Raw genomic sequence first — 25,460 nt, 5'->3', positions numbered from 1 at the left:
GCCCTCAGGGCTTCTGGGGCTGGTGCTTCTGACTACCATGTTGGTGGCTGGCTGCCAGAGCAAGCAACCCGCGACGCCTGCCAACACACCGACGCCGCTCGTCTCCAGTTGCCTCAGCGGCTTCCGTAGGGATGACCTTGAGCTGATGGTCAAACGCTGTGATGAGGCCATCGAACAGACACCGGATCAGGCCGATCTGCATCGGGACCGCGCCCTTGTCTTGACCCTGCTTGGCGATCAAGCGAAAGCCTGCGACGACGTCGCAACGGCAGTGTCGCTGCTGAAGCGTTCGGGCCAGCCGGTCGACCCGATGCTGCAGCACGAACTCCAGGTGCGTCAGAGCAGCTGCAAACAATCCCGCACCATGGCGGGGAGTGATTGACGTTGCAGCGACAAGCGCCGGGGCCCCAGCAACACCTCGATCCGTTCCGCCTTGCTCGCCAACAAGCCATCCACCAGCTGGTCGGCTGCGCCGAGTTGAAGCCAATGGCAGGTCAGGCCATCCCCCATTCCCAGACGATGACAGCGGTCTTCAGCTTGGTCGAGATCGCCTGGCGTCCAGGGGCGTTCCAGTAACACCACATGACGGGCCCGGTGCAGGGTGAAGCCAAGGGCACCGGTGCCGAAGGTGGCCAGCAGACAGTCGTTCTGACCCTGCTGAAACCGATCCACACTCTCCTGGCGTTCAGCAGGGCGCTGGCGACCGGTTAACAACTCGCCGCCAAGGGTTTGCTGCAACAGCTGCAATGGAGCCACAAAGCCACTGAACAGCACCACAGCCTCGCCTTGCCGGCGCAGTGACTCCACCAGCTGCCGGGCCGCCGGCAATTTGAATTCCGCAGCGATCTGACGCATGGAGGTGAGCAGAGCCAGGTGCTCGGCATCCCGTCGCACCTCTCCGAGCTGAACCCGACGCCGGTAGTCATCCAGCACCAGCTCGACACGATGGTCGAAACCTGTGAGCGCAGCCTCCGACAGCTCCACGGGGTGAAGCCGTCGCTGCTTGGGAGGAAGGTCTACCACCTGCTGCTTGCGGCGATGCAGGATCAACGGTCGAGTCAAGCGCCGCAACTCCTCCAGCTGACTGGCGCCGGACGCCTGCCAGCGCTTACCGGTTCGACCCTCCCGCCAGTGCCCCTGGCAATACCGCTCTTCGAACTGGCGTTGATCCCGAGCAATCGGATGATCCATGGCCGCCAGCAGGGGATACAGCTGGGACGGGCGACCGTTCTTCATCGGGGTTCCCGTGAGCATCCAGATCGCCCGCAGACGGGGATGACGGGCCAGACGCAGCAAAGCGGCCGTGCGCTGCGCCTGAAGCGACTGGGCGTAGTGCGCTTCATCCACCACCAGGAGCGTCCCAGCTGGTGGAAGGGTGTCGGGAAGCCGAGCCCAACTCACCAACTCAAGCTCAACCCCAAGGGCCTCTGATTCCCGGCGCCAGTGGGGATGCAGGCCGACGGGAGCCACCACCAGCAACCGCAGCTCAGCGCAACGCATCAGGGCACGGGCCGCCAACAGAGCTGTGAGGGTCTTCCCCAGCCCCATCTCATCGGCCAGAACAGCACCGCGACGGGCAAGGAGCCAGCGGACCCCGGAGCGTTGATGGCGCATAGGCTGACGGCCATCCTGCAGGACTTCGTCGAGATCCGCTGCAGCCACAAGGGTCCGGTGCGGTGGCAGCGGTGGCAGCGGCTGCTGACACCAATCGAGCCACTGCTGCAATGAGGAGGTGACGGGGAAACGGCACCCCAGGGCCTGCTGAAGCGCATCGGCTGCGGCCAAGGGAAAATCCCACCCCTGGCCAGCGCCGTTCCAACGGCCCCGGGGCTTGATCCGACGCAACTGGGACTGGGTCACCGCATCAAACGGGCTGACCACCCGGATCAGCCCTGCTGGAGAGAGGTCCAGGCAACAGGTCAATGTGGGTTCTGGCGGCACCAACAGGCCCCCACAAACAATCACTTTAGTGAACTCAGATCAGCGCGCAAGCATTGAGATCAAGATTCACATCACAGGCTAAAAAATTGTCGAAAATGCAGCGCTCGACACATTGACGGACTTTTCGTTCAAGGCAGAATTGCCGCAACCGATGCATTCGGATGCATAGCAGGGACGCGGTTTTTCTCGACGAACTCTGTCCCAAATTACGCGTTCGAAGATGGCGACAGTCTCTTCACACATTTACCGGACAAAGTTGCATTTACTGCGGCAAACCTTCCGAATCAATTGATCACATTCACCCCCAGGCCAAAGGGGGTTCAAGCGTTACCGAAAACTGTGTGCCGGCCTGCTTATCCTGCAATGGTCGCAAATCGGACGCCGACGTTTTTGACTGGTACCGGCGACAGCGCTTCTATGACCCACGCCGCGCCATGGCGATCCGGGCCTGGATGGATGGTGACCTGCGGCTCGCCGTTCGCCTGCTGCAGTGGGCCCAACCGGATCAGCCCATCAACGAGGCGGACGACATCTCAATCGCGGCTCAGGCTGCCTGAGGCTCACCAAACCCGGCAGACATCCGAGGAGTGGTGACGCTGGCAGATGGAGGCCTGAACACCAGGGTCTTCAGGGGCCAACACCACAGCACCGGCAAGCAGGGCAGCCGTCAGGATGGCCCGGAGCAGGATGGGCCCGGAGCGGGAACGATGGAGAGACGACGACGTCACGACAGTACATTTGACCTAATACAGGTGTACTGATGCTTGCTGATCTTGTCAAGCGGTCGCAGCCGCTGGCGGCTGACACCAAGCTGCTGGTGCTGGGCGGCGGATACAGCGGACGTTGTCTGGCCGGGCTGGCTCGAGCCCTGGGAACACCGGTGCTCTGCACCCGCCGTTCCCTCGACTCTACCGAGGCGGATCTGCTCTTCGACAGCAACGGTCAGGACCAGCTCGATCCTGCTGCCCTGGAGGGCGTGACCCATCTGCTGTCCACCATCCCCCCGGATCGCGAAGGCAACGATCCGGTCTTGTTGAAGCTGCTGCCAACGCTCAGAAGCCTGCCGCTGCGCTGGGCGGGCTATCTCTCCACCACAGGGGTTTACGGCGATCGTCAGGGCGGTTGGGTGTCGGAACAGGACGACCCGGCACCAGCGCTGGACCGCAGCATGCGGCGCCTCAACTGCGAACAAGCTTGGTTGCGCTCAGGTCTGCCGATCCAGATTCTTCGTCTGCCAGGCATTTATGGACCGGGCCGGTCAGTGCTCAATGGCTTGCACCAAGGGCGGGCACGCTTGATCGACAAGCCTGGCCAGGTGTTCTGCCGCATCCATGTGGAAGACATCGCAGGGGCCTGCTGGCACCTGATGCATCGCGCCGGACAGGACGCTCCGGCAAGCCCGGGCAATGGAAGCATCGTGAATGTGGTGGATGACCTCCCGGCTCCCACCGCCGAACTGATGCGGTATGCGGCAGACCTCTTGGCTTGTGCCCTGCCGCCGCTGGAGCCGTTCGACCAGATCGTGGACAGCATGAGTCCGATGGCGCAGTCGTTCTGGAGCGAGAACCGCCGCGTCAGCAACCACAAGCTCTGCCATGAGCTCGGTTACGCATTGCTGCATCCGAACTACCGCGTTGGGCTGCAGGATTGCCTGAACCAGGACAAACTCAATCCGTCTGACCTGCGTTCTCCCCCTCAATCCGCCAACGGTTGAAATCGAAACCCTCGCCTTCCTCAGGCAGGGAAAGCCCCACATCCTCAAGGAAACGGGAGAGATGCAGTTCGATCCAGCCATTGCTCAGGCCAGCGGCCAATCCCACCAACAAACACCCCAGCAGCAGCAAACGCAGCACAGCGATGGGCCCCCACGATTCCACGAACCCTAGGCATGAGCTGGTGATCGCTCTCGGCGATCCCGCGGGCATCGGCATGGAAGTGGTGCTCAAAGCCCTCGCCTCACTCACGCTCCCCCCAGAGCTCCAACCCCTACTGGTGGGTTGCCGACGCACGCTGATCAGCACCCACGCGCGACTGCAGCGGCAAACGAGCCACCCCCTTGCCAACCCCGCAGCCCTCAGGATCGACGACCAACCGCTGGAGGCCAGCGTTCAGCCAGGACAGCCCACCACCAGCGGAGCCGATGCAGGGTTTCGCTGGCTGACCCGCGCCGTCGAACTGCTGCAGGAACGGGGGTCCCGCGCCCTGGTCACCGCGCCCATCGCCAAACACCTCTGGCATGCGGCCGGCCACCGCTATCCCGGGCAGACCGAACGGCTGGCTGAGTTGGCTGGACGCCAGCGCTCCTCAATGCTGTTCACCGCCGTCTCTCCCACCAGCGGCTGGCGCCTGAACACCTTGCTGGCCACTACGCACATGCCCCTCAGCCAGGTCCCTGAGGCGCTGAGCCCAGACCTGGTGCAGCACAAACTGAACGTGCTGGAGGGATTCTGTCGTCGCTTCACGAGCACACCCCATCTGCGCATTGCCGGCCTGAATCCCCATGCCGGTGAAGCCGGTCAGCTGGGCCACGAAGAAGCCGAATGGCTGCTGCCGCTGCTGGATCAATGGCGGAAGGACCATCCTCAGGTGCAGCTGGTGGGTCCCGTTCCTCCGGACACCTGCTGGATCAGCGCTGCTCGCGCTTGGCAGTTACCAAACCAGCCTGGTCCTGACGGGATCCTGGCCTTGTATCACGACCAGGGGCTCATTCCCGTGAAGCTGCTGGCCTTCGACGCAGCGGTGAACACCACCTTGGAACTGCCGTTCCTCCGGACCTCCCCCGACCACGGCACCGCCTTCGACATCGCAGGCCAAGGGATCGCCAGCCCTGAGAGCACGACGGCCGCCATTCAGGCCGCCTGGGACCTGAGCTGACTCAGGCCGGCTTGACCCGCATCAGGACCTGACCGAATTCAACGGGCGTGCCGTTGTCCACCAGGATCTCCACCACTTCACCGCCGACCTCAGATTCCAGCTCATTCATCAGCTTCATCGCCTCAAGAATGCAGACGGTCTGGCCGACATTGATACGACTGCCCACCTCAACAAAAGCAGGTTCGCCCGGCGCGGGAGCGCGGTAGAAGGTGCCCACCATGGGAGCCGTGACTTCAAGCAGGTCACTGCGGGTTGCAGTGGATGCAGGAGGTGCAGCTGCAGGCTCAGCGGGCGCAACGGGCGCTGGTGCAGCAGCAACGGGAGCAGGCATGACCGGGGCCATAACGGCCTGGGCCGGCAGGTTGCGACGGATTTCCAGACGGAAGTCGTCCCCTTCCAATCGGAACTCCTGGATGTCGCTCTCCCCGAGCGCCTCCAGCAAGCGGTGCAGTTGTTCGTGATCCAGCTGCATGGTCATCCGTTTTCGCGCCCGAGGTAACTGTCGTTGCGGGTGTCCACTTTGATCTTTTCTCCCACAGAAAGGAAGAGCGGAACCATCACTTGTGCACCGGTCTCAAGAATGGCGGGCTTGGTGCCACCGGTAGCGGTGTCGCCTTTGACGCCAGGGTCGGTTTCTTTGATCTCCAGAACCACGGAGTTGGGCAGTTCAACCTCGAGGGGGGTGTCGTTCCAGGACACCACGTTCACCTCCATACCCTCTTTGAGGTATTTGCGGCTCTCGCCGATCTGGTCGGCGCTGAGGCGGGTCTCCTCGTAGGTGGCCATGTCCATAAAGACATAGTCCTCACCTTCCATGTAGGTGTGCTGAAGCGAGGATTTCTCTAACATCGCCTGAGGAAGCATTTCCCCGGCGCGGAAGGTCTTCTCCACCACGTTGCCGGACTTCACCGCCTTGAGCTTGGTGCGCACGAAGGCAGATCCCTTGCCGGGCTTGACGTGCAAGAACTCGACAACACGCCAGACGGCCCCATCGATCTCAATCGTGGTGCCAGTGCGGAAGTCGTTACTGGAGATCATTCCCACCGAACGGTTCATCGGACTATACGGCTGTGCCAAAGTCCCGTCAGCACTGGGTTCCCCCTTGGTCCATCAGCGTTTGAACGCCGTCCTTGCTCTTCTGATCAGCTTTGCTCTGATCACAATTGCCGCCCCTGCCTGGGCCGCATTGCCCCAGGGCAATGCTGTGAAGGACCCTGCCGCGATTCTTCGGGACGCGCTTCCCTTCGATCAGGACGACATCCGCGAACTGCAGCATCGGCTGGAACTCACCAGTGACGATCTGCGGGCCAAACGCTGGACAGCCCTCGGCAAGACGGTGTCACGCACTGAATCGCTGCTCAACACCCGCCGCGGCACCATCCTGAACGCGGTCCCTGAAGCCAAACGCGGTACAGCTGAAGCACTGTTTGAGCGCGTGGATCAGGGCCTTGAAGACCTCAAAGAGAAGGTCAAAGTCACCGACAAACCAGGCTTCATCGCCGATCGACGCCGGACGCTGAGCTTCATCGGTGATGTGGAGGCCCTGCTGGTGCCCGAAGGCTTTGAACGGGAGATCCCCGCAGACTTCGATGCACTGCCACGGCTGCAGGGACGAGCCACCCTCAACATCAGCACCACCCAGGGGGAGCTGACCACCGTGGTGGATGGCTACAACGCCCCACTCACCGCAGGCGCCTTCGTGGATCTCGCCCTCAAGGGCTTCTATGACGGACTGCCCTTCATCCGGGCCGAAGACTTCTACGTGCTTCAGAGCGGTGATCCGGAAGGTCCGGAGATCGGCTACGTGGATCCCAAGACCAAGCAGGAGCGCCATGTGCCCCTGGAGATCCGCGTGCCGGGCGAAGACGACACGATCTACAACGAAACCTTTGAAGACGTGGGCCTGTTCATGGCCACACCAACCCTTCCGTTCGCAACCCTGGGCACCCTTGGCTGGGCCCATTCAGACCAGGCCCTCGACGACGGATCCTCGCAGTTCTTCATGTTTCTCTACGAGGCAGAGCTCACCCCGGCTGGTCTGAACCTCGTGGATGGCCGCAATGCAGCTTTCGGCTACGTGGTGGATGGATTCGATGTTGTGGAGGAATTGGGCGTCGATGACCGGATCACCGCCGTGAAGGTGGTGGAGGGAGCGGAGCAACTCAAAGCCCACGCATGAGCCCGACCCTGGCGGAGCTGACTGAAGCGGAGCTGCTCAGGCGGCTGGCTCGCTTCGCTCCGCCCGATCAGCTCAGTGACGACACCGCAGCCCTGGCCGCAGACGCCCGACCGCTGCTGATCAACACCGACGTTCTGGTGGATGGCATCCATTTCAGCGATGCCACCACAACCGCCATGGATGTGGGCTGGCGCGCCGTTGCCGCCAACCTGTCCGACTTGGCCGCCAGTGGTGCCGTCGACATCGATGGAATCACCGTGGCCCTGGTCGCCCCAGGCCACACCCGTTGGGACTGGGTGGACGGGATGTATCAAGGCATCAGTGCCGCCTTGGGGCAATACGGCGGCGTTCTGCTGGGGGGTGACTGCTCCAAAGGAGAGCAGAGGCTGCTCTCGATCACGGCACTCGGCCGTCTCGGACCCCTGCGTCTGCATCGCAACGCAGCCCGCCCTGGCGATGTGCTGGTCACCAGTGGGCCCCATGGGCTCAGCCGACTGGGCCTCGCCCTCCTCCAGAACGATCCAAACGTGCGTGACATCGCTTTGTGCTCAACCCTGCGGGACCAGGCGATCACACGCCACCAACGCCCGACACCTCGGCTGAAGGACGTCCAGCAGCTGCTGGCCTGCAAACCGGAGCATCTGCCCTGGCGGGCTGGGGGAACCGACAGCAGCGACGGACTGCTCTCTGCCGTCGCAGGTCTCTGCAGCAGCAGCGGCTGCGGAGCAGTGCTGCACAACGACCAGCTTCCAACGGCCGAAGGCTGGCCTGAGGGAGCTCAATGGACGGATTGGTGCCTCGCCGGAGGTGAGGACTTTGAGTTGGTGCTGAGCCTTCCCGAAGCCTGGGCCGATGCATGGCAGCGATGCATCCCCGAAAGCCAGCGCATCGGCCAGATCAATGCTGAAGCGGGCGTCATCCGCTGGGCCCACAACCACGAGCCAGTGGACACAAACGGATTTGATCACTTCGGTCAGCCCTGAGCAGCCCTGAGCGACCCCCTAAGCGACCGTGCCTGACCAAAAAAAATCCCCCCCAGGTCGGGAGGGATCAAAAAAGCGATCAACGGGCGATCACTTCCAGTTCTTGGCCACCACTTCGGCGAGGTCAACAACACGCTGGCTGTAGCCCCACTCGTTGTCGTACCAGGCCAGGATCTTCACAGCCTTGTCACCCATGGCGTAGGTGAGGTCGGCATCAAAGATGGTGGACTCGTTGGTGCCGGCGTAGTCGGTGGACACCAGGGGCAGATCGCTGTACTTGATGATCCCCTTCATGCCGTTCTCGGAAGCCGACTTGATGGCGGCCTTGATGTCGTCGACGCTGGCGGCGCGGGAGGGGCCGAAGGTGAGGTCAACAGCGGAGACGTTCGGGGTGGGAACGCGCATGGCGAAGCCGGTGAGCTTGCCCTTCACCTCGGGGTAAACCAGAGCCACGGCCTTGGCTGCACCGGTGGTGGTGGGAACCATGTTCAGAGCTGCAGCGCGGGCGCGGCGCAGGTCGCGGTGGCTGTTGTCCAGGATCCGCTGATCGCCGGTGTAGCTGTGAATGGTGGTCATCAGACCCCAGTCGAGGCCAAAGTTCTGATCCAGAACCTTGACGATCGGTGCCAGGCAGTTGGTGGTGCAGCTGGCGTTGCTGAGGATATCCCAGTCTTCGTGGCGGTACTGGTCGTCGTTGACGCCCACAACGAAGGTGCCGACGCGATCACCCTTACCAGGGGCGGTGAGGATCACCTTCTTGGCGCCAGCCTGAATGTGCATGCTGGCCTTCTCATCGGTGTTGAACACACCGGTGGACTCGATCACCAGGTCAACGCCCCACTCCTTCCAGGGGCAGTTGAGGGGATTGCGGTCAGCGAAGAACTTGATCTCCTTACCGTTGACGAACATCGAGCTGTCTGTGGTCTTGATGTCCACGGAGGGATCGAGACGCCCAAGGATGGAGTCGTAGGTCAGCAGGTGAGCGCTGGTGGCGGGGTCGGACGTGGAGTTCATCCCCACGATTTCCAGGCCGGTGTCAGCACCCCGGCTGATCCATCCCCGCAGAACATTGCGACCGATCCGGCCGAATCCATTGATCGCAACGCGCAGGGTCATGGCAGAAGCGGCAAAGCCGCGCAAGGGTTTTGGCCGCCGATCATACAGAAATCAGCAGAAATACCTTGTTCCCCCCCGCTTCAATCAGCTCGATCCGGCCCTCAGCACGGCAGACAAGCAGCGGCAGCTGACTTATCTTTCTTCCGACTGAAGCCCTCCGTTGCCGCGCCTGCTCGACCGTCAGACACCAGTCCACTTCATCGGTGTCGGCGGAATTGGCATGTCGGCCTTGGCCCGGATTCTCGTTGACCGCGGTCACTTGGTCAGCGGATCGGATCCGCGTGACAATGCAACAACACAACAACTGAAGACCCTCGGAGTGAAGGTCTTCCGTCAGCAGGACGCCACCTGCATTGATGCCGTCACGGAAGCAACAGCCGCTGGCTCACCGGTGGTGGTGATCAGCACAGCCATCCCTGAGAGCAATCCGGAACTGCAGCGGGCCCGACAGCAGGGGCTGGAGATCTGGCATCGCTCCGATCTCCTGGCGGCGTTGATCGAGCAGCAACCCTCCATCGCAGTGGCCGGCAGCCACGGCAAAACCACCACCAGCACATTGATCACCACCTTGCTGCTGGAGGCCGATCAGGACCCAACAGCTGTGATTGGAGGCATCGTCCCCAGCCTCGGCAGCAATGGTCACGCCGGCCAGGGAAAGCTGCTCGTGGCCGAGGCGGATGAATCCGACGGGTCCCTGGTGAAGTTCAGCCCCAGCCTGGGGGTGATCACCAACCTGGAACTGGATCACACCGATCACTACTCCAGCCTCGACGAGCTGATCTCCACCCTGCAACGCTTCGCAGGGGGTTGCGATCGCGTGCTGGCCAATCACGACTGCCCGATCCTGCAGGAACACTTCCAGCAAACGGCCTGGTGGTCCAACCAGAGCGCCGAATCCGTTGACTTCGCCGCCCTGCCCTTGAGCCTGGAAGGCGATCGCTGCGTCGCCCGTTTCTATGAAGCCGGCCACCCCGTCGGCGACTTCACCCTGCCGATGGCCGGGCTGCACAACCTGAGCAATGCCACAGGCGCCTTGGCCGCCTGCCGCATGGAAGGTCTCCCCTTTGACCAATTGGTGGAAGGCCTGGCTGGCCTGAAAGCACCGGGCCGCCGATTTGATCTTCGAGGCACCTGGAAGGGCCGTCACATCGTTGATGACTACGCCCACCATCCCAGTGAGGTGCAGGCAACCCTTGAGATGGCACGCCTGATGGTGCGCAGCGGCCGCAGTCCGCTCCCCACAGCACCACAACGGCTCCTGGCGGTGTTCCAGCCGCACCGCTACAGCCGCACCAGGCAGTTCCTCGATGGCTTCGCCAAAGCCCTACAGAACTGTGATCTGCTGCTGCTGGCTCCCGTCTATCCCGCAGGCGAGCAACCGCTGCAGGGCATCAGCAGCAACGCCCTGGCGGATCGGGTGCGCAAGCTGAAACCGGATCTTGAAATCGCCGTCGCAGACAACCTCGATCAACTCACCGAGCTGGTGATCCAGCACAGCCGCGAGAACGATCTTGTTCTGGCCATGGGTGCTGGCGACGTGAATGGACTGTGGTCAAGGCTGACGTCATGACCCAATGCGATGCCCGCCTGCCGCAGGCCGGAGTCAAGCTGGCGGACTACACCACCTGGCGGGTGGGAGGAGCGGCCGAATGGCTGGCCGAACCCGCCAGCCTTGAAGAAACCCAGGCCTGGATCGAATGGGCCGCTCACCAGGGCATGCCCTGCCGCGTCATCGGCGCTGGGTCGAACCTGCTGATTCACGATGACGGCCTGCCGGGGCTCTCGCTCTGTCTGCGCAAACTTCAGGGGCTGCAGCTTGATGCCACCACGGGGACCGTGGAGGTGCTCGCCGGCGAACCGATCCCATCGCTGGCAAGACGCGCTGCCCGCGCTGGATTGCATGGTCTGGAGTGGGCGGTTGGCATCCCGGGAACCGCTGGCGGTGCGGCTGTGATGAATGCAGGAGCCCAGGGAGGCAGCACAGCGGAATGGTTGGAGTCGGTGCGGGTCATGCCCCTGGAGGGGGGCAACTGCTTTGAGCTGCAGCGGGATCAACTGGACTTCGCCTACCGGCACAGCCGTCTTCAAGACGACAACCTCGTGGTGTTGTCGGCACGATTCCGCTTGCAGCCCGGTCACGATCCGGATGAACTGAAGCGGGTCACCACGGCGAACCTCAGTCACCGCACCACCACGCAGCCCTACCAACAACCCAGCTGCGGCAGTGTTTTCCGCAATCCCGAACCGCTCAAGGCCGGACGGCTGATCGAAGAGCAAGGACTGAAGGGAACCCGGATCGGCGGCGCCGAAATCTCAACCGTGCATGCCAATTTCATCGTCAACACCGGTGATGCCGAGGCGAAGGACATCTCCCAGTTGATCCAGCTGGTGCAGGATCGCATCGAAGCCGAACACGGAATCCGTCTGCACCCCGAAGTGAAGCGGCTGGGATTCGCTTCGGCGGCTTAACCTTCCGGCTCCCACAGAATCGCCATGGCAGGGTTCGGACTCCCCAATTTCGGCCAGCTCACCGAGGCCTTCAAGAAGGCTCAGGAGATTCAGCAGAACGCTCAGGCCCTGCAGGACGAACTGGACGGGATGGAGATCGAAGGCAAGAGCAGCGATGGCCGCGCCAGCGTTTGGCTGTCGGGCAACCAGCAACCGCTGCGGGTACGACTGGACCCAGCCCTGCTGCAGGAGGGCCAACAGGCCAGCGAAACGGCCACCCTGGAAGCCCTGCAGGCGGCCTATGAGCAATCCACCGCCACGATGAAGGGCCGGATGGAAGAACTCACCGGTGGCCTGAACCTCAACCTCCCCGGGATGGGCGGCTGAGGCTGCTCTGCTCGATCAACGCGGCCTTGTACAGGGCATAGCGTTCCCAGTCCGTGGACACACCGCAGCCGGGCTCACCGCGATGCAGGCAGTCGCGGAAGCGACAGGGCCAGGGATCAAGTTGCTGACGCAGCTCCGGAAAGAGAACCCCCAGTTCCTGGGGGTCATCCGGCAGATCGGGGCGGTTGAACCCGGGGGTATCAGCCACCCTCGCGCTCGGCCCCAGGGGAAACAGCTCCACGTGGCGGGTGGTGTGGCGCCCGCGCTGCAGTCGACCGGACACCGCAGCCGTACGCAGTTGAAGGTCAGGGCGCAACTGGTTCAGCAGGCTGCTCTTGCCCACCCCAGAAGGCCCACACAGCACCGAAAGCTGCGCACCAGCCAAACGCTGCCGTAAAGCATCAATGCCCGTTCCGGCTGCACTGGACAGCGCCAGCGGGTCATAGCCCCACCCTTTCAACCGGGTCACAAGCCGCTCGAGCGCTGCAGCTGAAAGAAGGTCTGTCTTGGTGAGCAGAAGGATCACCTCCAAGCCGGTCCGTTCCGCCGTCAACAGGAAGCGACTGGCCTGATCAGGGTCAAAGCTGGGCTGTTCCACTGCCAAAACCACAGCCACCAAGGAGACGTTGGCCACCGGTGGGCGTGTGAGAAAACTGTGGCGTGGCTCGACCTCGGCCACCACGGCACGCCCCTGGCCTGGATCAATCGCCTCGACGCGAACCCGATCGCCCACATAAACGGCTTCACCCCGATGGCTGAGCCGGGTGCGACGGGTGCAGAGCAGCCGCCCTGGGCATCCATCAGGTGCGACATCCAGCTCCACCTCCAGGTAGTTGGCCTGGAGGGCCACCACCATCCCGGATGCCACCGAACGGCCGGTGTCAGCCACCGCAGATCACCTCGATGGTGATGGCATCCGGCGTTTGATCAATGCACTCCACACGATGGCCTGCATCCCTCAGACCTGGAAGAACCATGGCCTCAGGCTCACCCCGATCAAGACAGACCTCCAGACAGTCACCGCTGCTCATCTGCTCGAGGGTGAGCTTGCAGCGAATGAAATTCACCGGACAGGGCGTTCCCCGCAGATCCAGGGAACGCTTGCTCATCCCTTCTGACCGAACAAGCGAGCGAAGAGACCACTGTTGTGGTGGTGGTGTTGCTTGCCGCGGGCGGAATGGTGACCCGCCAACTGCTCGAGGAGCTCCCGCTCCACATCACTGATCCGCTTCGGCAGATCCACGGTGACCGTCACGCGCTGATCGCCCCGTGCGACTGGATTCCCGAGCTTGGGAATGCCCAAGTTCGGCAAGGTGAGCACCGTGCCGGGCTGGGTGCCGGCGGGGATCTCCAGCTCCTTGCTGCCATCCACGGTTTCCACCTCAATGGTGTCGCCAAGAATCGCTTGGAGGTAGCTGACCTTGACCTCCGAGAAGATGTTCAGGCCATCCCGCTGCAAGCGCGGGTGATTGCGAACGGTGAGGAACACGTAAAGGTCACCGGACGGACCTCCCCGGGGTCCGGCGTTGCCTTCGCCGGTCACACGCAGCCGTGTTCCGGTGTCGACCCCGGCAGGGATGTTGATCCGTAGCTTCTTGCGCACCTGTTTGACACCCTGGCCACCACAGGACCCGCAGGGGTCCGAAATCACCTGGCCCGTGCCTCCACAGTTGGGGCACTCAGCGACCTGAGTGAAACTGCCGAAGGGAGTTCGGGTGGCACGGCGCACCTGCCCGGCGCCGCCACAGGTTCCGCAGGTGGTGGGTCCACTGCCCGCTTTGGCACCGCTGCCGCCGCAGGTGTCGCAGGTCTCCAGATGAGGGATCTTGATCTCCTGCTCCTGACCGAACACCGCCTGCTCGAAATCAATGGTCAGGTCGTAACGAAGGTCATCCCCCTGCTGAGGGCCCTGACGCCGCGGCCGACCAGCTCCAGCACCCCCGGGTCCACCAAAGCCCTGGAAAAACGTCTCGAACAGATCCGCGAATCCGCCCATGTCCCCCATGTCGGGGGCACCGGCCGCACCACCAAGTCCGGCTTCGCCGAACTGGTCATAACGGGCCCTGGTCTGGGGATCACTGAGCACCTCGTAGGCGCGGCCGATCTCCTTGAAACGGTCTTCAGCTCCCGGATCCTTGTTGATGTCGGGGTGGTACTGACGCGCCATGCGCCGATAAGCCCGCTTGAGGCTGTCGGGATCCACATCCCGGCTGACACCGAGCAGGTCGTAGAAGTCGGCCATCAGGCCTCCTCCGCCGTCTGATCCGGTGCCGCTGCGGTCTCAGCGGGCGCTGACGCCGGATCGGATGGTCCTGGACCCATCGACACCTTCACCATGGCGTGGCGCAGCACACGCCCATCGCGGTGGTAGCCGCGCTGGAGCTCCTCACACACCACGTCCTCAGCAAACTCGTTGCTTTCCTCCCGGAGCACGGCCTCATGCAGGTTGGGATCGAACTCCTGGCCAACCACTTCCATCCGGGCCACCCCCTGCTGCTTCAGCACCTCCACCAGTTGCTTGTACAGACCCTGGTAACTGCGGTGAAGCGCCTGGGCTTCCTCACCTTCAGGATTCAGCTGCTGACGGGCCCGCTCGAAGTTGTCGACGACGGGGAGAATCTCCGTGAGGGTCGAGCAGACCAGCTGCTGACGCATGTCGTCCTGGTCGCGGCTCTGGCGCTTGCGGAAGTTGTCGAAATCCGCCGCAATGCGCATGTATTGGCTGTTGAGCGTCTCGTGCTCCTTCTTCAACGCGCTCAACTCCTGCTCGAGCTGCTGCATCCGATCGGCCGGATCCACCGCTGCAGGAGCCTGTTCAGACGTCGCCTCGGGCGCATCAGGAGCGGGCTCCGGCGTGACTGGAACAGCACCGGACTCAACGGTCTGGTCCTGCTCTGGGTTGGAGGAGTCGCCGCTCATGCTGACCGCTCAGGGATTTCTGTCTAAACATGTTGAAGGGCAACGCTTACCTCCCACAAGCTGCGGAAGCCCGCACCTCGGTCGCCATCCATGACTTTGACGCTGCCCACCCCCGATGCCGGCGACACGGCACGGCAGCGTTTCGCCCTTGAATTGCTTTTGCAGCAACCGGTTCCAGGCCCAGAGCAACTGCTGGTAAGCCGCAACCTGCTCAACGACGCCCTCCCGGACGTCGGCCCGGATCAATGGCGGGCCCTGCAGGCCATGCCGATCGCCATCGGTGCTGACCACCTGGACATCGCGATCCCCAGCCAGTGGCGAGACCAGGAATGGCAGCAGCTGATCGATCAGCTGCCGGACCAACACCGCACAATCCGCCTGCACCCCGCCATCGAAGCGGATCTGCAGCGGGCCTTGGCCACAGAAACAGACCAGCCAACGACGGAACGAAACCCGGCAGCCGCAGAACAAGCCAAAGAAGAGTTGAGCAACCCTGCTCCAGCAGAGACAGCAAGCACTCTCGATCTGAAGGCTGAGTCCTTTCTGCACGACTTCAACCCCGATGGGGTGTTGGAGAGCGACGAGGACAGCGACGCCCAGCTGGCCCGGGATGCCCTTGACCTTGAGGCCAGCCTCAACGATGCAGAAGCCTCGCCGGTGGTGACGCTGGTGGACCGAATCCTTCTGCAGGCCATGTCAGTTGGGGCAAGTGACATCCACGTGGAGCCGCAGCAGAAGGGATTGCGTCTGCGGTTCCGCCAGGACGGCGTGCTCCAGCAATACGTCGAGCCGCTCCCCAGTCGCCTGGTTCCTGCGGTGACGTCCCGGTTCAAAATCCTCGCAGATCTCGACATCGCCGAACGACGCCAAGCCCAGGACGGCCGGATCCGCCGCAAGTACCGCGACCGGGTGATCGAGTTCCGTGTCAATACCCTGCCCAGTCGCTTCGGTGAAAAGGTCTGTTTGCGCCTGCTGGACAGTGGGACGACTCAACTGGGGCTGGACAAACTGATCAGCGATCCAGACGCCCTGGCACTTGTCCGAGAGCTGGGGTCCAAACCCTTCGGAATGATCCTGGTCACCGGACCAACGGGCTCCGGCAAGTCGACCACCCTCTATTCACTTCTCGCCGAGCGCAACGATCCGGGCATCAACATCTCCACGGTGGAGGACCCGATCGAATACACCCTGCCGGGCATCACACAGTGCCAGGTGAACCGAGACAAGGGCTTCGACTTCTCCACCGCGCTGCGAGCCTTCATGCGCCAGGACCCGGACGTTCTGCTGGTGGGAGAAACCCGTGATCTCGAAACCGCCAAAACAGCGATTGAAGCCGCACTGACTGGTCACCTGGTGCTCAGCACCCTGCACGCCAACGATGCCGCCAGCACCATTGCCCGACTGGAGAGGATGGGCGTGGAGCCCTTCATGGTGTCGGCATCCCTGCTTGGGATCATTTCCCAGAGGTTGCTTCGCAGGGTCTGCTCCCACTGCCGCGAGCCCTACCGGCCGGAGGAACGGGAACTGGGCCGCTTCGGGCTGATGGCCAGCCGAGAAGCGGATGTCACCTTTTACCGGGCGCATCATCAAGGCCCCAACGAACAGGTTTGCCCCCATTGCCAGGGGAGCGGATACAAGGGCCGCGTCGGCATCTATGAGGTGCTGCGGATCCAGGAGGACATGGCCACCGCCATCTCCAAGGGCGCCAGCACCGATGTGATCCGCCAGCTGGCCCTGGAATCAGGAATGGTGACCCTGCTCGGCTACAGCCTCGAACTGGTGCGACGGGGCGAGACCACACTTGAGGAGGTGGGACGGATGGTGCTGACGGATTCCGGACTGGAGTCCGAGCGCAAAGCCCGTGCTCTCAGCACAATGACCTGTGAAGGATGCGGTGCCGGTCTACAGGAAGGCTGGCTCGAGTGTCCCTATTGCCTGACACCACGCCACTGAGGAGCCGGTCATGGATCTGATGATCGAAGACCTGATGGAACAGCTGGTGCAGGGCGGTGGCAGTGATCTGCACCTCGCCACCGGTCAACCGCCCTATGGCCGGTTCAGCGGTGAACTGCGTCCGATGACGGACCGACCCCTGGCCGAGGAGGACTGCAACAAGTTGATCTTCTCGATGCTGAACAACAGCCAGCGCAAGACCCTGGAGCAGACCTGGGAACTGGACTGCGCCTATGGCCTGAAAGGCATTGCACGCTTCCGCGTCAACGTCTATCGCCAGAAAGGCAGCTATGCCGCCTGCCTGCGGGCCCTTGGCAGCACGATTCCCAGCGTTGAACTGCTGAACCTGCCACCTGTGGTGCTGGAGACCAGCGCGCGGCCCCGGGGGCTTGTGCTGGTGACCGGTCCGACCGGATCAGGAAAAACCACCACCCTGGCGGCGCTGCTGGATCACATCAATCACACCCGCAGCGAACACATCCTCACGATCGAAGACCCGATCGAATTCGTGTACCAGAGCGACAAAAGCCTGGTGCACCAACGCCAACTGAACGAAGACACCCGCAGCTTCGCCAACGCCCTGCGCGCCGCCCTGCGGGAGGACCCTGACGTGATCCTGGTCGGGGAGATGCGGGATCTGGAGACCATTCAATTGGCGGTGAGTGCCGCCGAAACCGGACATCTCGTCTTCGGAACCCTGCACACCAGCTCCGCCGCCCAGACCGTGGACCGCATGGTCGACGTCTTCCCACCGGAACAACAGACGCAGATCCGTGTGCAGCTCTCGGGCAGTTTGGTCGCTGTGTTTTCCCAGACCCTCTGCCGGCGGCAGAACCCGGCAGAAGGACAGTTCGGTCGGGTGATGGCCCAGGAGATCCTGATCAACACACCCGCCACCGCCAACCTGATCCGCGAAGGAAAAACAGCCCAGCTCTATTCCCAAATCCAGACGGGGGGAGAACAGGGCATGCAGACCCTGGAGAAAGCCTTGGCCAACCTTGTGCTCAACGGGGATGTGTCCCGCGCTGAAGCGATGGGCAAAGCCAGCAAACCAAGCGAATTGCAGCGCTTGATCGGTGAAATCTGAAGCCAGGGGGTAAGCATCGATGGCCGCCTTCATTGCCTCCTACGCCGGACCCACCGGACAACCACGAACGGTGACGATCAAGGCAGCCAACCAGGCTGAAGCCAGAAAGCTGCTGCGGCGTCGGGGCATTCGCTCCGAAGAGCTGCGGCCCGTCAGCGCTGGAAACACCCAGGACGGCAACGCTGACGGGGCCGACACGGCAGGGCTCAAATCGATCGACCTCAACCGCATGTTTGAGAAGACGCCGGGCGTCAAGGAGAAGGCGGTGTTCGCTAGCAAGCTGGCGGCCCTGATCGATGCCGGCGTGCCGATCGTGCGCAGCCTCGATCTGATGGCGACGCAGCAGAAGCTGCCGATGTTCAAACGTGCGCTCACCAAGGTGAGCCTCGACGTCAATGAGGGCATTGCCCTGGCAAAAGCCCTGCGTCAGTGGCCGAAAGTGTTTGATCAGCTCAGCATCGCCATGGTGGAAGCCGGGGAAGCTGGCGGCGTCCTGGATGAGGCCCTGAAGCGACTGGCCAAGTTGCTGGAAGACAACGCCAAACTTCATAACCAGATCAAGGGAGCCTTGGGCTACCCCATCGCCGTGCTGGTGATCGCCATCCTGGTGTTTCTGGGGATGACCATCTTTCTGATCCCGACGTTCGCGGGGATCTTCGAAGATCTGGGCACCGAGCTGCCGGCCTTCACCAGGCTGCTCGTTGATCTGAGCGCCCTGCTGCGTTCCTCGGCCTCGCTTTATGCAGTCGGAGTGATCCTGCTGGCGATCTGGATGTTGAACCGGTTCTACGCCACCCACAACGGTCGTCGAACGATCGACCGCCTGATGCTGAAGCTGCCACTGTTCGGCGAACTGATCCTGATGACAGCGACAGCTCAGTTCTGCCGGATCTTCAGTTCGCTCACGCGAGCCGGTGTGCCGATCCTGATGTCGATGGAGATCTCGAGCGAAACCGCCGGCAACGCGATCATTTCCGATGCCATCCTTGCCTCGCGGGGCATGGTTCAGGAGGGGGTGCTCCTGAGCAATGCGCTGATCCGTCAGAAGGTGCTGCCCGACATGGCCCTGAACATGCTGGCCATTGGCGAGGAAACCGGTGAGATGGACAAAATGCTCAGCAAGGTGGCGGACTTCTACGAAGACGAAGTCGGCGCCATGGTCAAGGCGCTCACCTCGATGCTCGAGCCCGCGATGATTGTGGTGGTGGGCGGAATCGTGGGATCCATCCTGCTGGCGATGTACCTGCCGATGTTCACCGTGTTTGATCAGATCCAGTGAGCACTGCAGCGATGGCCTGGCCCGCCAGCCAACCACCGCTCCAGCAAGCCTGAAAGTTGAAACCGCCGGTCACCCCATCCACATCCAGCAGTTCACCCGCCAGGTAAAGACCGGGACAGCGGCGGCTCTCCATCGTTGCCAGGTTGACCTCCCCCAAGGCGACACCGCCGGCGGTGACGAACTCCTCCCCAAAGGGTCCACGTCCCTGGATCGGCACACTCTGCGCACAGAGCAGCTCCACCAATCGACGCTCTGCCTTGATCGGCAGATCCGCCCAACGGCGCTCTGGCTCCACCCCAGCCATGGTCAAAAAGGCTTGCCACAACCGCCGAGGCAGATGGTCGAAGGGCTTCGCGGCTGCAAGGGTTCGCCGGGCCTGCTCCTGTCGCCATTGCTGAAACCGCTCGGTCAGCCCCGACCGTCCCAAGCCAGCGCTCCAATCCAATTTCAGCTCACCCTTGTAGCGGTTCTGATGCAGGGCCCTGGCGGCAAAGGCTGAGAGGCGCAACGTGGCGGGTCCACTCAGACCGCGATGGGTGATCAGCACCCGCCCGGTCTGGCGGAAGCGCTGATCGCCCAGCTTGAGATCAAGGCCCACATCGTCGATGGCGATGCCACTGCAGGCCGCCAGGGCCGGTGCCTGCAGGGCAAGGCTGAACAGCGATGGCACCGGCGGCACCACCTGGTGGCCGAGGGCTGCCGCCAGGTTTCGGCCACTGGGATGCCCACCCGTAGCCAACATCAAGCAGCCCCCATGCAAAGGCTCGAGGCCGCGGCCCTCGAGCACAAAACCCCCCTCGGGGTGAACGCGCACCTGCTGGACCATCGCCTTCGTGCGCAGCTGAACACCCGACGCCCTTGCCGCCTTCTGCAGGCACTGAATCACAGCCTCGGAACGGTTCTGCTGCGGAAACATCCGTCCATCGGGTTCCTCCACCAGCGTGAGCCCACGCTCGTCAAACCATGCGATCGCATCGCCGCAGGCGAAGCGACTGAAGGGACCCCGCAGGGGTCGACTGCCACGGGGGTAATGGGTCGCCAATTCACGGGGGTCCCAGCAGGCATGGGTCACATTGCAGCGACCGCCACCGCTGATGCGCACCTTCTGGAGGGGCTCAGGGGTGGCTTCCAGCACCAGCACCCGCCGAACCCCCTGCTCGGCTGCAGTGATCGCCGCCATATAGCCGGCAGGACCACCTCCAACAACGATCAGATCAAGCGGGCTGGAAGCGGAGGGCGACACCGTTGTTGCAATAGCGCTTGCCGGTGGGTCGCGGTCCGTCATTGAACACGTGGCCCTGGTGCCCACCACAACGGCTGCAGTGGTATTCCGTGCGCGGCAGGATCAGTTTGAAATCTACTTTCGTGGCGATGGCTCCATCCAGGGGCTGCCAGAAGCTGGGCCAGCCGGTGCCGCTGTCGAATTTGGCCTCCGACGAAAACAAGGCTGCATCACAACCAGCGCAGTGATAAGTGCCGGAACGCTTCTCCCCATTGAGCGGACTGGTGAAGGGGCGCTCCGTTCCCTCATTGCGCAACACGTCATAGGCCTGGGGAGACAACCGCTCACGCCACTGGTCAGCCTTGAGATCCCACGAGGGATCGCCAGCTTTGGATGCGGCCAGCACAGGCTGAGGTCTCCAGAGACTGCCAAACACCCCTGCCATTGCCGCCAACAGCAACGATCGACGGGACAGAACGGCGACACTCAAGCTCATCGGTGCTGAAGCGGGAATCTCGGGCGGTTCTAATGGATTGATGACTGCCTCCGGATCCACCGCTGCCTACCGCTTCAGTGTGGCCCCGATGCTGGATTGCACCGACCGCCACTTCCGGGTGCTGATGCGGCAGATCAGCCGCAGGGCCCTGCTCTACAGCGAAATGGTGGTGGCCCAGGCGCTGCACCACAGCAAGCGACGCAACAAGCTGCTGGACTTCGATCCTGTGGAGCATCCCATCGCCCTGCAGGTGGGGGGGGACGACCCAGCCCTGCTGGCCGAAGCGGCACGACTGGCGCAGGACTGGGGCTACGACGAGATCAACCTCAATGTGGGTTGCCCCAGCCAGAAGGTGCAGGCCGGAAATTTCGGAGCCTGCCTGATGGCGGAACCGGATCTGGTCGCCCGCTGCGTGGAAGCCATGGTGGATGCAGGGGGACTCCCCGTGACCGTGAAGCATCGGATCGGCATTGACGATCTCGACAGCGATGCGCTGCTGACGAACTTCGTGGATCGGGTGGCGCTGGCGGGGGCCAGCCGCTTCGCTGTTCATGCCCGTAAGGCCTGGCTGGAGGGCCTCGATCCCAAGCAGAACCGGACGATTCCTCCGCTGCAGCATGAGCGCGTGATGGCTCTGAAGCAACGCCGCCCCGACCTGGTGATTGAACTCAACGGGGGGCTGGAATCCCCTGAAGACTGCCTTCAGGCACTGGAAGGGTGCGATGGGGCCATGGTGGGCCGAGCGGCCTACAGCCATCCCCTGCGCTGGACCAGCGTCGATGCCCTCATTTTCGGGGAGGAATCACGCCAGATCCTGGCGTCAGACGTTGTGAACGGGCTGCTTCCCCATGCGGCCGCCCATCTGGAGCGAGGAGGCCGAATCTGGGACCTCTGCCGTCACCTGGTGCAACTGGTGGAAGGCGTCCGAGGAGCGCGGCACTGGCGCCGGGAGCTGGGGGAGAAAGCCCAGCGCCCCGGTGCCGATCTGGATGTGCTGCTCAATGCCGGGCAGCAGCTCAAGGACGCAGGCCTCTGATCAACGGCTGAGGTCAGCCCTCAGCTCCGCCGTAACCGGAATAGTCATCGCCACCGCCACTGGACGATCCACGGCGACGACGGCTGCGACCTTCGTCGTAAGCATTGCCCTCCCCAGCGTTATCGCGGGCGCCATAGCTGCGGTCTTCCCAGCCCCGTGCACCGGAGGAACGATCGCCACCACCACCGCCGTAGCCACCACCACCGCCATAACCGCCGCCGCCACCGCCGCGATAGCCGCCACCACCACCGCCGTAGCCACCACCACCGCCATAACCGCCGCCGCCACGACGGGGGGCGCTGCCGCGGGGCTCCGCTTTGTTGATCCGCAGAGGACGACCCATCAGTTCGGCACCCTGCAGCCCCTCAATCGCTGCCTCTTCGGTGGACTCATCGGCCATCTCAATGAAGGCAAAACCACGCTTGCGGCCTGTATCCCGCTCGAGGGGCAGCGCGCAGTTGGTCACTTCACCGAACTGGGCAAACAGTTCGATCACATCTTCCTGCTCAGCGCGGAAGGGAAGGTTGCCGACAAAAATGCTCACGTTTTGCGTGGACCGGGTACGAAACAGTGGACCGATGAGGCCTTGAACATTGCCATCGGGCCATGACTCCGGAACGAAGTGACATACCTCTGGCTGATCAAGCGTAGACCCGGTTATGGGTGAGAGTCATCCCACCGGCTGAGTTCCGTTGAAACGCTGTAACCAGCGCTGAAGCTGTTCATCAACACGCTCAAATCCTGTCCCCCCTTCACTGCGACGGGCGGCCACAACAGCACGGGGAGCCAAGGCGTCGTGCAGATCTGCCTCAAAGGCCGGGTGGAGTTCCTTCCAGGCACTCAGATCAAGGTCCCGCAACAGACATCCCTGCTCCAGACAGCGCCGGACGACAGCACCGACCAATTGATAAGCCTCGCGAAATGGAACACCGCGAGACACCAGATAGTCGGCAACATCCGTTGCGTTGGAGAAATCCTGCTCCACCGCTTCATTGAGGCGCTCGACCCTGAAATCAAGGCCTTCCTCAAACAAAATCGCCATCGCCTCAACACAATCACGGGTTGTGCGGAAGGCATCAAACAGCGCCTCCTTGTCTTCCTGAAAATCCTTGTTGTAAGCCAGAGGAAGACCCTTGATCATGGTCAGCAATCCCTGGAGATGTCCGAAGACGCGTCCGGTCTTGCCCCGAACCAACTCAGGCACATCGGGATTCTTCTTCTGGGGCATCAGGCTGCTGCCCGTGGCACAGCGGTCGCTGAGCCGCACGAAGCCGAATTCCTCGGATGCCCAGGCGATCACCTCTTCCGCCAGACGGCTGAGGTGCACCATCACCAAGGAGGCGGCAGCGGAGAACTCAACGCAGAAATCGCGGTCACTGACCGCATCGAGGCTGTTGGCATAAACCGCTGAAAAACCGAGCTCCTTCGCGGTGCGCTGGCGATCAATCGGGACCGGCGTACCCGCCAGGGCGGCAGCGCCAAGCGGGCAGATGTTCACGCGTTTGCGCACATCCTGAAGTCGCTCACGGTCGCGCTCCAGCATCTCGACATAGGCGAGCAGGTGATGGGCGAGGCAGAGTGGCTGGGCCCGCTGAAGGTGGGTGTACCCAGGAATCATGGTGCGGCGATGGCGATCCGCCTGGGTCAACAACGCCCCCTGCAACCGCTGCAGATCCTGATCCAGGCCATCCAGCCGTCGCCGCAGCCAGAGGCGGAGGTCAGTCCCAACCTGATCGTTGCGGCTGCGTCCGGTGTGCAACTTCTTGCCCACGGGACCGAGCAAGGCAATCAGCCGGCGTTCCACGGCGAAATGAACGTCCTCATCTGCCAGGCCGGGCTGGAAACTGCCGGATGCCGCCTCAGCACGAACGGCCTCCAGACCCTCCACCAGCTGCTCAGCCTCCGCTTCCGTGATCACTCCCACGCTGGCGAGCATCCGGGCATGGGCGATCGACCCATCAAGATCCTCCTGAAGAAGGGTCAGGTCAAAACCGATGGAGGCGTTGAACGCCTCGATGAAGGGATGCAGACCCTGCTCAAAACGATCGCTCCAGGTGCCTGCTGCACCACCGGTCACCCCACCAGCCATCAATTCATCCGTCGATTTCCTCAGCTTGTCAGGCGATTGACCGTCCCTGCACACTCGGCAGCGTGACCGCCTCCGGAACTTTCAGCACCACAAGCGACGCGTCGTCCTCCAGCTGACGATCCGGACCAACAAAACGGTCCAAGCGTTCAAACAGCCTTTCAAGAATTCCCTGCGCTCCCTGACCACTGCGACAGGCCGTTTCAAGGGCACGAATCAGCCGCGCTTCGTCGAAACGATCGCCCGTGATCCCCGGTGCTTCAGTGACGCCATCGGTGTAATAGAGCAACACGTCTCCCGGTTCAAGGCGAATCTCGCCAAGGGCGAACTCAGCTTCGGGTTGGAGACCGATCAGCAGCCCAGCCGCATCGAGCCGCATGATCACCCGTCGCTCGGCACGCCAAAGCAGCGGCGGGTTGTGGGCCGCATTGGCATAACGCAGCCGCAGCGTGCGCGGATCCAGGTCGGAATAAAACAGCGTCACAAACCGGTGCGACTGCGCCAGGTCTTCCTGCGCCAGCTGGTTGAGGTCGTGAAGAATCCGATCCGGTGGCAGACCGCTGAGAACCTCCGCGCGCAGCATTCCGCGCAGCATCGTCATCAGCAAACCAGCGGGCACGCCCATGCCCATGACATCACCCATCACCAGGGCCCAGCGACCCCGCTCACGGCGTCGACCGATGAGTTCCGGACGGGTGGGAATGAAGTCGTAGTAGTCACCGCCCACCTGAAATGCAGGCCGACAGCGCGCGGCCAGATCAACGCCCTCGATCACGGGGCAACGGTCCGGCAACAACTGGGCCTGAATCTCTGCACCGATGCTGAGTTGTCGATCCACCCGCTCATGGCGGCGGGCGTCCTGCAGCATCTGATCGTTTTCGATCGCAACGCCAGCAAGATCCGCCACCAACTGAACGTGCCGACGGTGCACCTCGGTCCAGACCATCGAGCCGTTGCGGGCGTACACGTAAAGGCGGCCCCGCGTCCGACCACGAGCCGTCAGAGACGTGGCAAACAAAGCCGCTTTGGGAAGGCAGCGTTGCACCAGCCGGTCAAGCGCCAACAGCTGCTGATCGTCGCTGCCGAAGCCCACGGCAGAGCCGGGTTCAAAGGCTGCCAAACGCCGCAGCAGATCCTGGGACGGCTCTGCTGGACTCCCCTGCAGCTGATCACGCCAGAGGCGACCATCCGACTGAAACGGAACAAGCAAGGACCCCTCTACACCCACCAGACGCGATGCCACCACAGGCACAAGCTCAAGAAAGCGCTGGAGGTTGGTGAAGCTGCGGAGGGCAAACCCCAGGGAGACCAACAGATCCTGATTGCGGCGCTGTTCGCTGCTGAGGCTGTCAAACAGCTGACGCAACGAGGCCATCGCCTCTGGCGAGGGGTTCCCGGTCCGCTGCGCAGAGCTGGGATGACGTCCGGGCGGCTTGCTGCTCAACCTCGCACCC

29 protein-coding genes are annotated in these 25,460 nt (G+C 62.9%); 14 read left to right on the top strand and 15 right to left on the bottom strand.

Translation table 11 applies throughout. The annotated features are described in order from the left end of the window. Nucleotides 1–22: 22 nt before the first annotated feature. The gene (locus tag SynTAK9802_RS00200; protein ID WP_255487784.1) at nucleotides 23–382 is read left to right on the top strand and encodes a hypothetical protein; all 360 of its coding nucleotides are present in this window, start codon (nucleotides 23–25) and stop codon (nucleotides 380–382) included. On the opposite strand, the gene SynTAK9802_RS00195 is transcribed toward SynTAK9802_RS00200, so the two are convergent. Continuing rightward, nucleotides 337–1,923 carry a DEAD/DEAH box helicase gene (locus tag SynTAK9802_RS00195; protein ID WP_255487783.1) on the bottom strand — a complete coding sequence of 529 codons (1,587 nt, stop codon included), beginning with the start codon at nucleotides 1,921–1,923 and terminating at the stop codon, nucleotides 337–339. The genes SynTAK9802_RS00200 and SynTAK9802_RS00195 overlap by 46 nt on opposite strands. A gap of 179 nt (nucleotides 1,924–2,102) precedes the next feature. Here SynTAK9802_RS00195 and SynTAK9802_RS00190 point away from each other — a divergent pair, with 179 nt between their 5' ends. Beyond that, a complete protein-coding gene (locus tag SynTAK9802_RS00190) occupies nucleotides 2,103–2,498 on the top strand; it encodes an HNH endonuclease (protein ID WP_186496630.1) in 396 nt (131 codons plus the stop codon). A 3-nt stretch (nucleotides 2,499–2,501) separates the two neighbouring features. On the opposite strand, the gene SynTAK9802_RS00185 is transcribed toward SynTAK9802_RS00190, so the two are convergent. After that, nucleotides 2,502–2,669: a hypothetical protein gene (locus SynTAK9802_RS00185; protein ID WP_170950894.1), complete on the bottom strand. Its 168-nt coding sequence runs from the start codon at nucleotides 2,667–2,669 to the stop codon at nucleotides 2,502–2,504. Between the two features lie 32 nt (nucleotides 2,670–2,701). Here SynTAK9802_RS00185 and SynTAK9802_RS00180 point away from each other — a divergent pair, with 32 nt between their 5' ends. Next, nucleotides 2,702–3,655 carry an SDR family oxidoreductase gene (locus SynTAK9802_RS00180; RefSeq protein ID WP_186496628.1) on the top strand — a complete coding sequence of 318 codons (954 nt, stop codon included), beginning with the start codon at nucleotides 2,702–2,704 and terminating at the stop codon, nucleotides 3,653–3,655. On the opposite strand, the gene SynTAK9802_RS00175 is transcribed toward SynTAK9802_RS00180, so the two are convergent. Beyond that, nucleotides 3,609–3,818: a hypothetical protein gene (locus SynTAK9802_RS00175; protein WP_255487782.1), complete on the bottom strand. Its 210-nt coding sequence runs from the start codon at nucleotides 3,816–3,818 to the stop codon at nucleotides 3,609–3,611. The two genes, SynTAK9802_RS00180 and SynTAK9802_RS00175, sit on opposite strands and share 47 nt — an antisense overlap. Here SynTAK9802_RS00175 and pdxA point away from each other — a divergent pair. After that, the gene (pdxA, locus tag SynTAK9802_RS00170) at nucleotides 3,799–4,815 is read left to right on the top strand and encodes a 4-hydroxythreonine-4-phosphate dehydrogenase PdxA (RefSeq protein ID WP_186496626.1); all 1,017 of its coding nucleotides are present in this window, start codon (nucleotides 3,799–3,801) and stop codon (nucleotides 4,813–4,815) included. The two genes, SynTAK9802_RS00175 and pdxA, sit on opposite strands and share 20 nt — an antisense overlap. 1 nt (nucleotide 4,816) lies before the next feature. Here the strand turns inward: pdxA and accB are convergent, their stop codons facing one another. Together accB and efp are read right to left on the bottom strand one after the other, a co-directional pair. After that, nucleotides 4,817–5,293 (bottom strand): acetyl-CoA carboxylase biotin carboxyl carrier protein, encoded by a 477-nt coding sequence (gene accB / locus SynTAK9802_RS00165; protein WP_114988838.1) that lies wholly within the window; start codon nucleotides 5,291–5,293, stop codon nucleotides 4,817–4,819. After that, a complete protein-coding gene (efp, locus tag SynTAK9802_RS00160) occupies nucleotides 5,290–5,853 on the bottom strand; it encodes an elongation factor P (protein ID WP_011363074.1) in 564 nt (187 codons plus the stop codon). Before efp ends, accB begins: the two co-directional genes overlap by 4 nt. 64 nt (nucleotides 5,854–5,917) lie before the next feature. On the opposite strand from efp, the gene SynTAK9802_RS00155 reads away from it, so the two are divergent. Continuing rightward, on the top strand, nucleotides 5,918–6,994 hold the full coding sequence (locus tag SynTAK9802_RS00155) for a peptidylprolyl isomerase (protein WP_186496624.1): 1,077 nt from the start codon (nucleotides 5,918–5,920) through the stop codon (nucleotides 6,992–6,994). Beyond that, the gene (gene thiL / locus SynTAK9802_RS00150; protein WP_186496622.1) at nucleotides 6,991–7,977 is read left to right on the top strand and encodes a thiamine-phosphate kinase; all 987 of its coding nucleotides are present in this window, start codon (nucleotides 6,991–6,993) and stop codon (nucleotides 7,975–7,977) included. The genes SynTAK9802_RS00155 and thiL overlap by 4 nt, the downstream gene beginning before the upstream one ends. Nucleotides 7,978–8,067: 90 nt before the next feature. Here the strand turns inward: thiL and gap are convergent, their stop codons facing one another. Further along, nucleotides 8,068–9,093: a type I glyceraldehyde-3-phosphate dehydrogenase gene (gap, locus tag SynTAK9802_RS00145; RefSeq protein WP_038556735.1), complete on the bottom strand. Its 1,026-nt coding sequence runs from the start codon at nucleotides 9,091–9,093 to the stop codon at nucleotides 8,068–8,070. Here gap and SynTAK9802_RS00140 point away from each other — a divergent pair. From SynTAK9802_RS00140 to SynTAK9802_RS00125, 4 genes are read left to right on the top strand one after another with little or no spacing between them, the layout of a single operon-like run. Next, nucleotides 9,092–9,244 (top strand): hypothetical protein, encoded by a 153-nt coding sequence (locus tag SynTAK9802_RS00140; RefSeq protein ID WP_170951323.1) that lies wholly within the window; start codon nucleotides 9,092–9,094, stop codon nucleotides 9,242–9,244. The two genes, gap and SynTAK9802_RS00140, sit on opposite strands and share 2 nt — an antisense overlap. 9 nt (nucleotides 9,245–9,253) lie before the next feature. After that, complete coding sequence (gene murC, locus SynTAK9802_RS00135) at nucleotides 9,254–10,663, top strand: UDP-N-acetylmuramate--L-alanine ligase (RefSeq protein WP_186496620.1); 1,410 nt, start codon at nucleotides 9,254–9,256, stop codon at nucleotides 10,661–10,663. Continuing rightward, on the top strand, nucleotides 10,660–11,562 hold the full coding sequence (murB, locus tag SynTAK9802_RS00130; RefSeq protein ID WP_186496618.1) for a UDP-N-acetylmuramate dehydrogenase: 903 nt from the start codon (nucleotides 10,660–10,662) through the stop codon (nucleotides 11,560–11,562). Before murC ends, murB begins: the two co-directional genes overlap by 4 nt. A gap of 24 nt (nucleotides 11,563–11,586) precedes the next feature. After that, entirely contained in the window at nucleotides 11,587–11,928 is a 342-nt protein-coding gene (locus SynTAK9802_RS00125; RefSeq protein WP_011363068.1) for a YbaB/EbfC family nucleoid-associated protein, read from the top strand. Here the strand turns inward: SynTAK9802_RS00125 and rsgA are convergent. From rsgA to grpE, 4 genes are read right to left on the bottom strand one after another with little or no spacing between them, the layout of a single operon-like run. Next, on the bottom strand, nucleotides 11,903–12,784 hold the full coding sequence (rsgA, locus tag SynTAK9802_RS00120) for a ribosome small subunit-dependent GTPase A (protein WP_186497896.1): 882 nt from the start codon (nucleotides 12,782–12,784) through the stop codon (nucleotides 11,903–11,905). The genes SynTAK9802_RS00125 and rsgA overlap by 26 nt on opposite strands. A 25-nt stretch (nucleotides 12,785–12,809) precedes the next feature. Next, nucleotides 12,810–13,037, bottom strand: coding sequence for a sulfurtransferase TusA family protein (locus SynTAK9802_RS00115; RefSeq protein ID WP_186496616.1), 228 nt, complete (start codon nucleotides 13,035–13,037; stop codon nucleotides 12,810–12,812). Continuing rightward, nucleotides 13,034–14,170, bottom strand: a complete 1,137-nt coding sequence (gene dnaJ / locus SynTAK9802_RS00110; protein WP_186496614.1) for a molecular chaperone DnaJ — start codon at nucleotides 14,168–14,170, stop codon at nucleotides 13,034–13,036. Before dnaJ ends, SynTAK9802_RS00115 begins: the two co-directional genes overlap by 4 nt. Beyond that, nucleotides 14,170–14,847 carry a nucleotide exchange factor GrpE gene (gene grpE / locus SynTAK9802_RS00105; RefSeq protein ID WP_186496612.1) on the bottom strand — a complete coding sequence of 226 codons (678 nt, stop codon included), beginning with the start codon at nucleotides 14,845–14,847 and terminating at the stop codon, nucleotides 14,170–14,172. The genes dnaJ and grpE overlap by 1 nt, the downstream gene beginning before the upstream one ends. Before the next feature lie 90 nt (nucleotides 14,848–14,937). Between grpE and SynTAK9802_RS00100 the strand changes: the two genes are divergently transcribed. Genes SynTAK9802_RS00100 through SynTAK9802_RS00090 form a run of 3 tightly spaced genes read left to right on the top strand, consistent with a single transcriptional unit; the run spans nucleotide 14,938 to nucleotide 19,166 of the window. Next, complete coding sequence (locus SynTAK9802_RS00100; RefSeq protein WP_186496610.1) at nucleotides 14,938–16,800, top strand: GspE/PulE family protein; 1,863 nt, start codon at nucleotides 14,938–14,940, stop codon at nucleotides 16,798–16,800. Between the two features lie 10 nt (nucleotides 16,801–16,810). Beyond that, the gene (locus SynTAK9802_RS00095) at nucleotides 16,811–17,887 is read left to right on the top strand and encodes a type IV pilus twitching motility protein PilT (protein ID WP_186496608.1); all 1,077 of its coding nucleotides are present in this window, start codon (nucleotides 16,811–16,813) and stop codon (nucleotides 17,885–17,887) included. A 19-nt stretch (nucleotides 17,888–17,906) separates the two neighbouring features. Then, on the top strand, nucleotides 17,907–19,166 hold the full coding sequence (locus SynTAK9802_RS00090) for a type II secretion system F family protein (RefSeq protein WP_186496606.1): 1,260 nt from the start codon (nucleotides 17,907–17,909) through the stop codon (nucleotides 19,164–19,166). Here SynTAK9802_RS00090 and SynTAK9802_RS00085 read toward each other — a convergent pair. Beyond that, a complete protein-coding gene (locus SynTAK9802_RS00085) occupies nucleotides 19,141–20,409 on the bottom strand; it encodes an NAD(P)/FAD-dependent oxidoreductase (RefSeq protein WP_186496604.1) in 1,269 nt (422 codons plus the stop codon). The genes SynTAK9802_RS00090 and SynTAK9802_RS00085 overlap by 26 nt on opposite strands. Next, entirely contained in the window at nucleotides 20,381–20,884 is a 504-nt protein-coding gene (gene msrB / locus SynTAK9802_RS00080; RefSeq protein ID WP_115131434.1) for a peptide-methionine (R)-S-oxide reductase MsrB, read from the bottom strand. The genes SynTAK9802_RS00085 and msrB overlap by 29 nt, the downstream gene beginning before the upstream one ends. A 40-nt stretch (nucleotides 20,885–20,924) precedes the next feature. On the opposite strand from msrB, the gene dusA reads away from it, so the two are divergent. Next, entirely contained in the window at nucleotides 20,925–21,920 is a 996-nt protein-coding gene (gene dusA, locus SynTAK9802_RS00075; protein WP_186496602.1) for a tRNA dihydrouridine(20/20a) synthase DusA, read from the top strand. A 13-nt stretch (nucleotides 21,921–21,933) separates the two neighbouring features. Here dusA and SynTAK9802_RS00070 read toward each other — a convergent pair whose 3' ends face one another. The 3 genes from SynTAK9802_RS00070 to SynTAK9802_RS00060 all read right to left on the bottom strand — a co-directional run bounded on the left by SynTAK9802_RS00070 (nucleotide 21,934) and on the right by SynTAK9802_RS00060 (nucleotide 25,450). Next, entirely contained in the window at nucleotides 21,934–22,464 is a 531-nt protein-coding gene (locus tag SynTAK9802_RS00070) for an RNA-binding protein (RefSeq protein ID WP_186496600.1), read from the bottom strand. A gap of 126 nt (nucleotides 22,465–22,590) precedes the next feature. Then, complete coding sequence (gene argH, locus SynTAK9802_RS00065; protein WP_186496598.1) at nucleotides 22,591–24,009, bottom strand: argininosuccinate lyase; 1,419 nt, start codon at nucleotides 24,007–24,009, stop codon at nucleotides 22,591–22,593. A gap of 28 nt (nucleotides 24,010–24,037) precedes the next feature. Then, complete coding sequence (locus tag SynTAK9802_RS00060) at nucleotides 24,038–25,450, bottom strand: PP2C family protein-serine/threonine phosphatase (protein WP_186496596.1); 1,413 nt, start codon at nucleotides 25,448–25,450, stop codon at nucleotides 24,038–24,040. Nucleotides 25,451–25,460 lie beyond the last annotated feature (10 nt).

Source organism: Synechococcus sp. TAK9802 (assembly GCF_014279535.1).
In the GTDB taxonomy this organism is placed as follows: Bacteria; Cyanobacteriota; Cyanobacteriia; order PCC-6307; family Cyanobiaceae; genus Parasynechococcus.
This window is presented reverse-complemented; position numbering and strand designations above follow the sequence as displayed.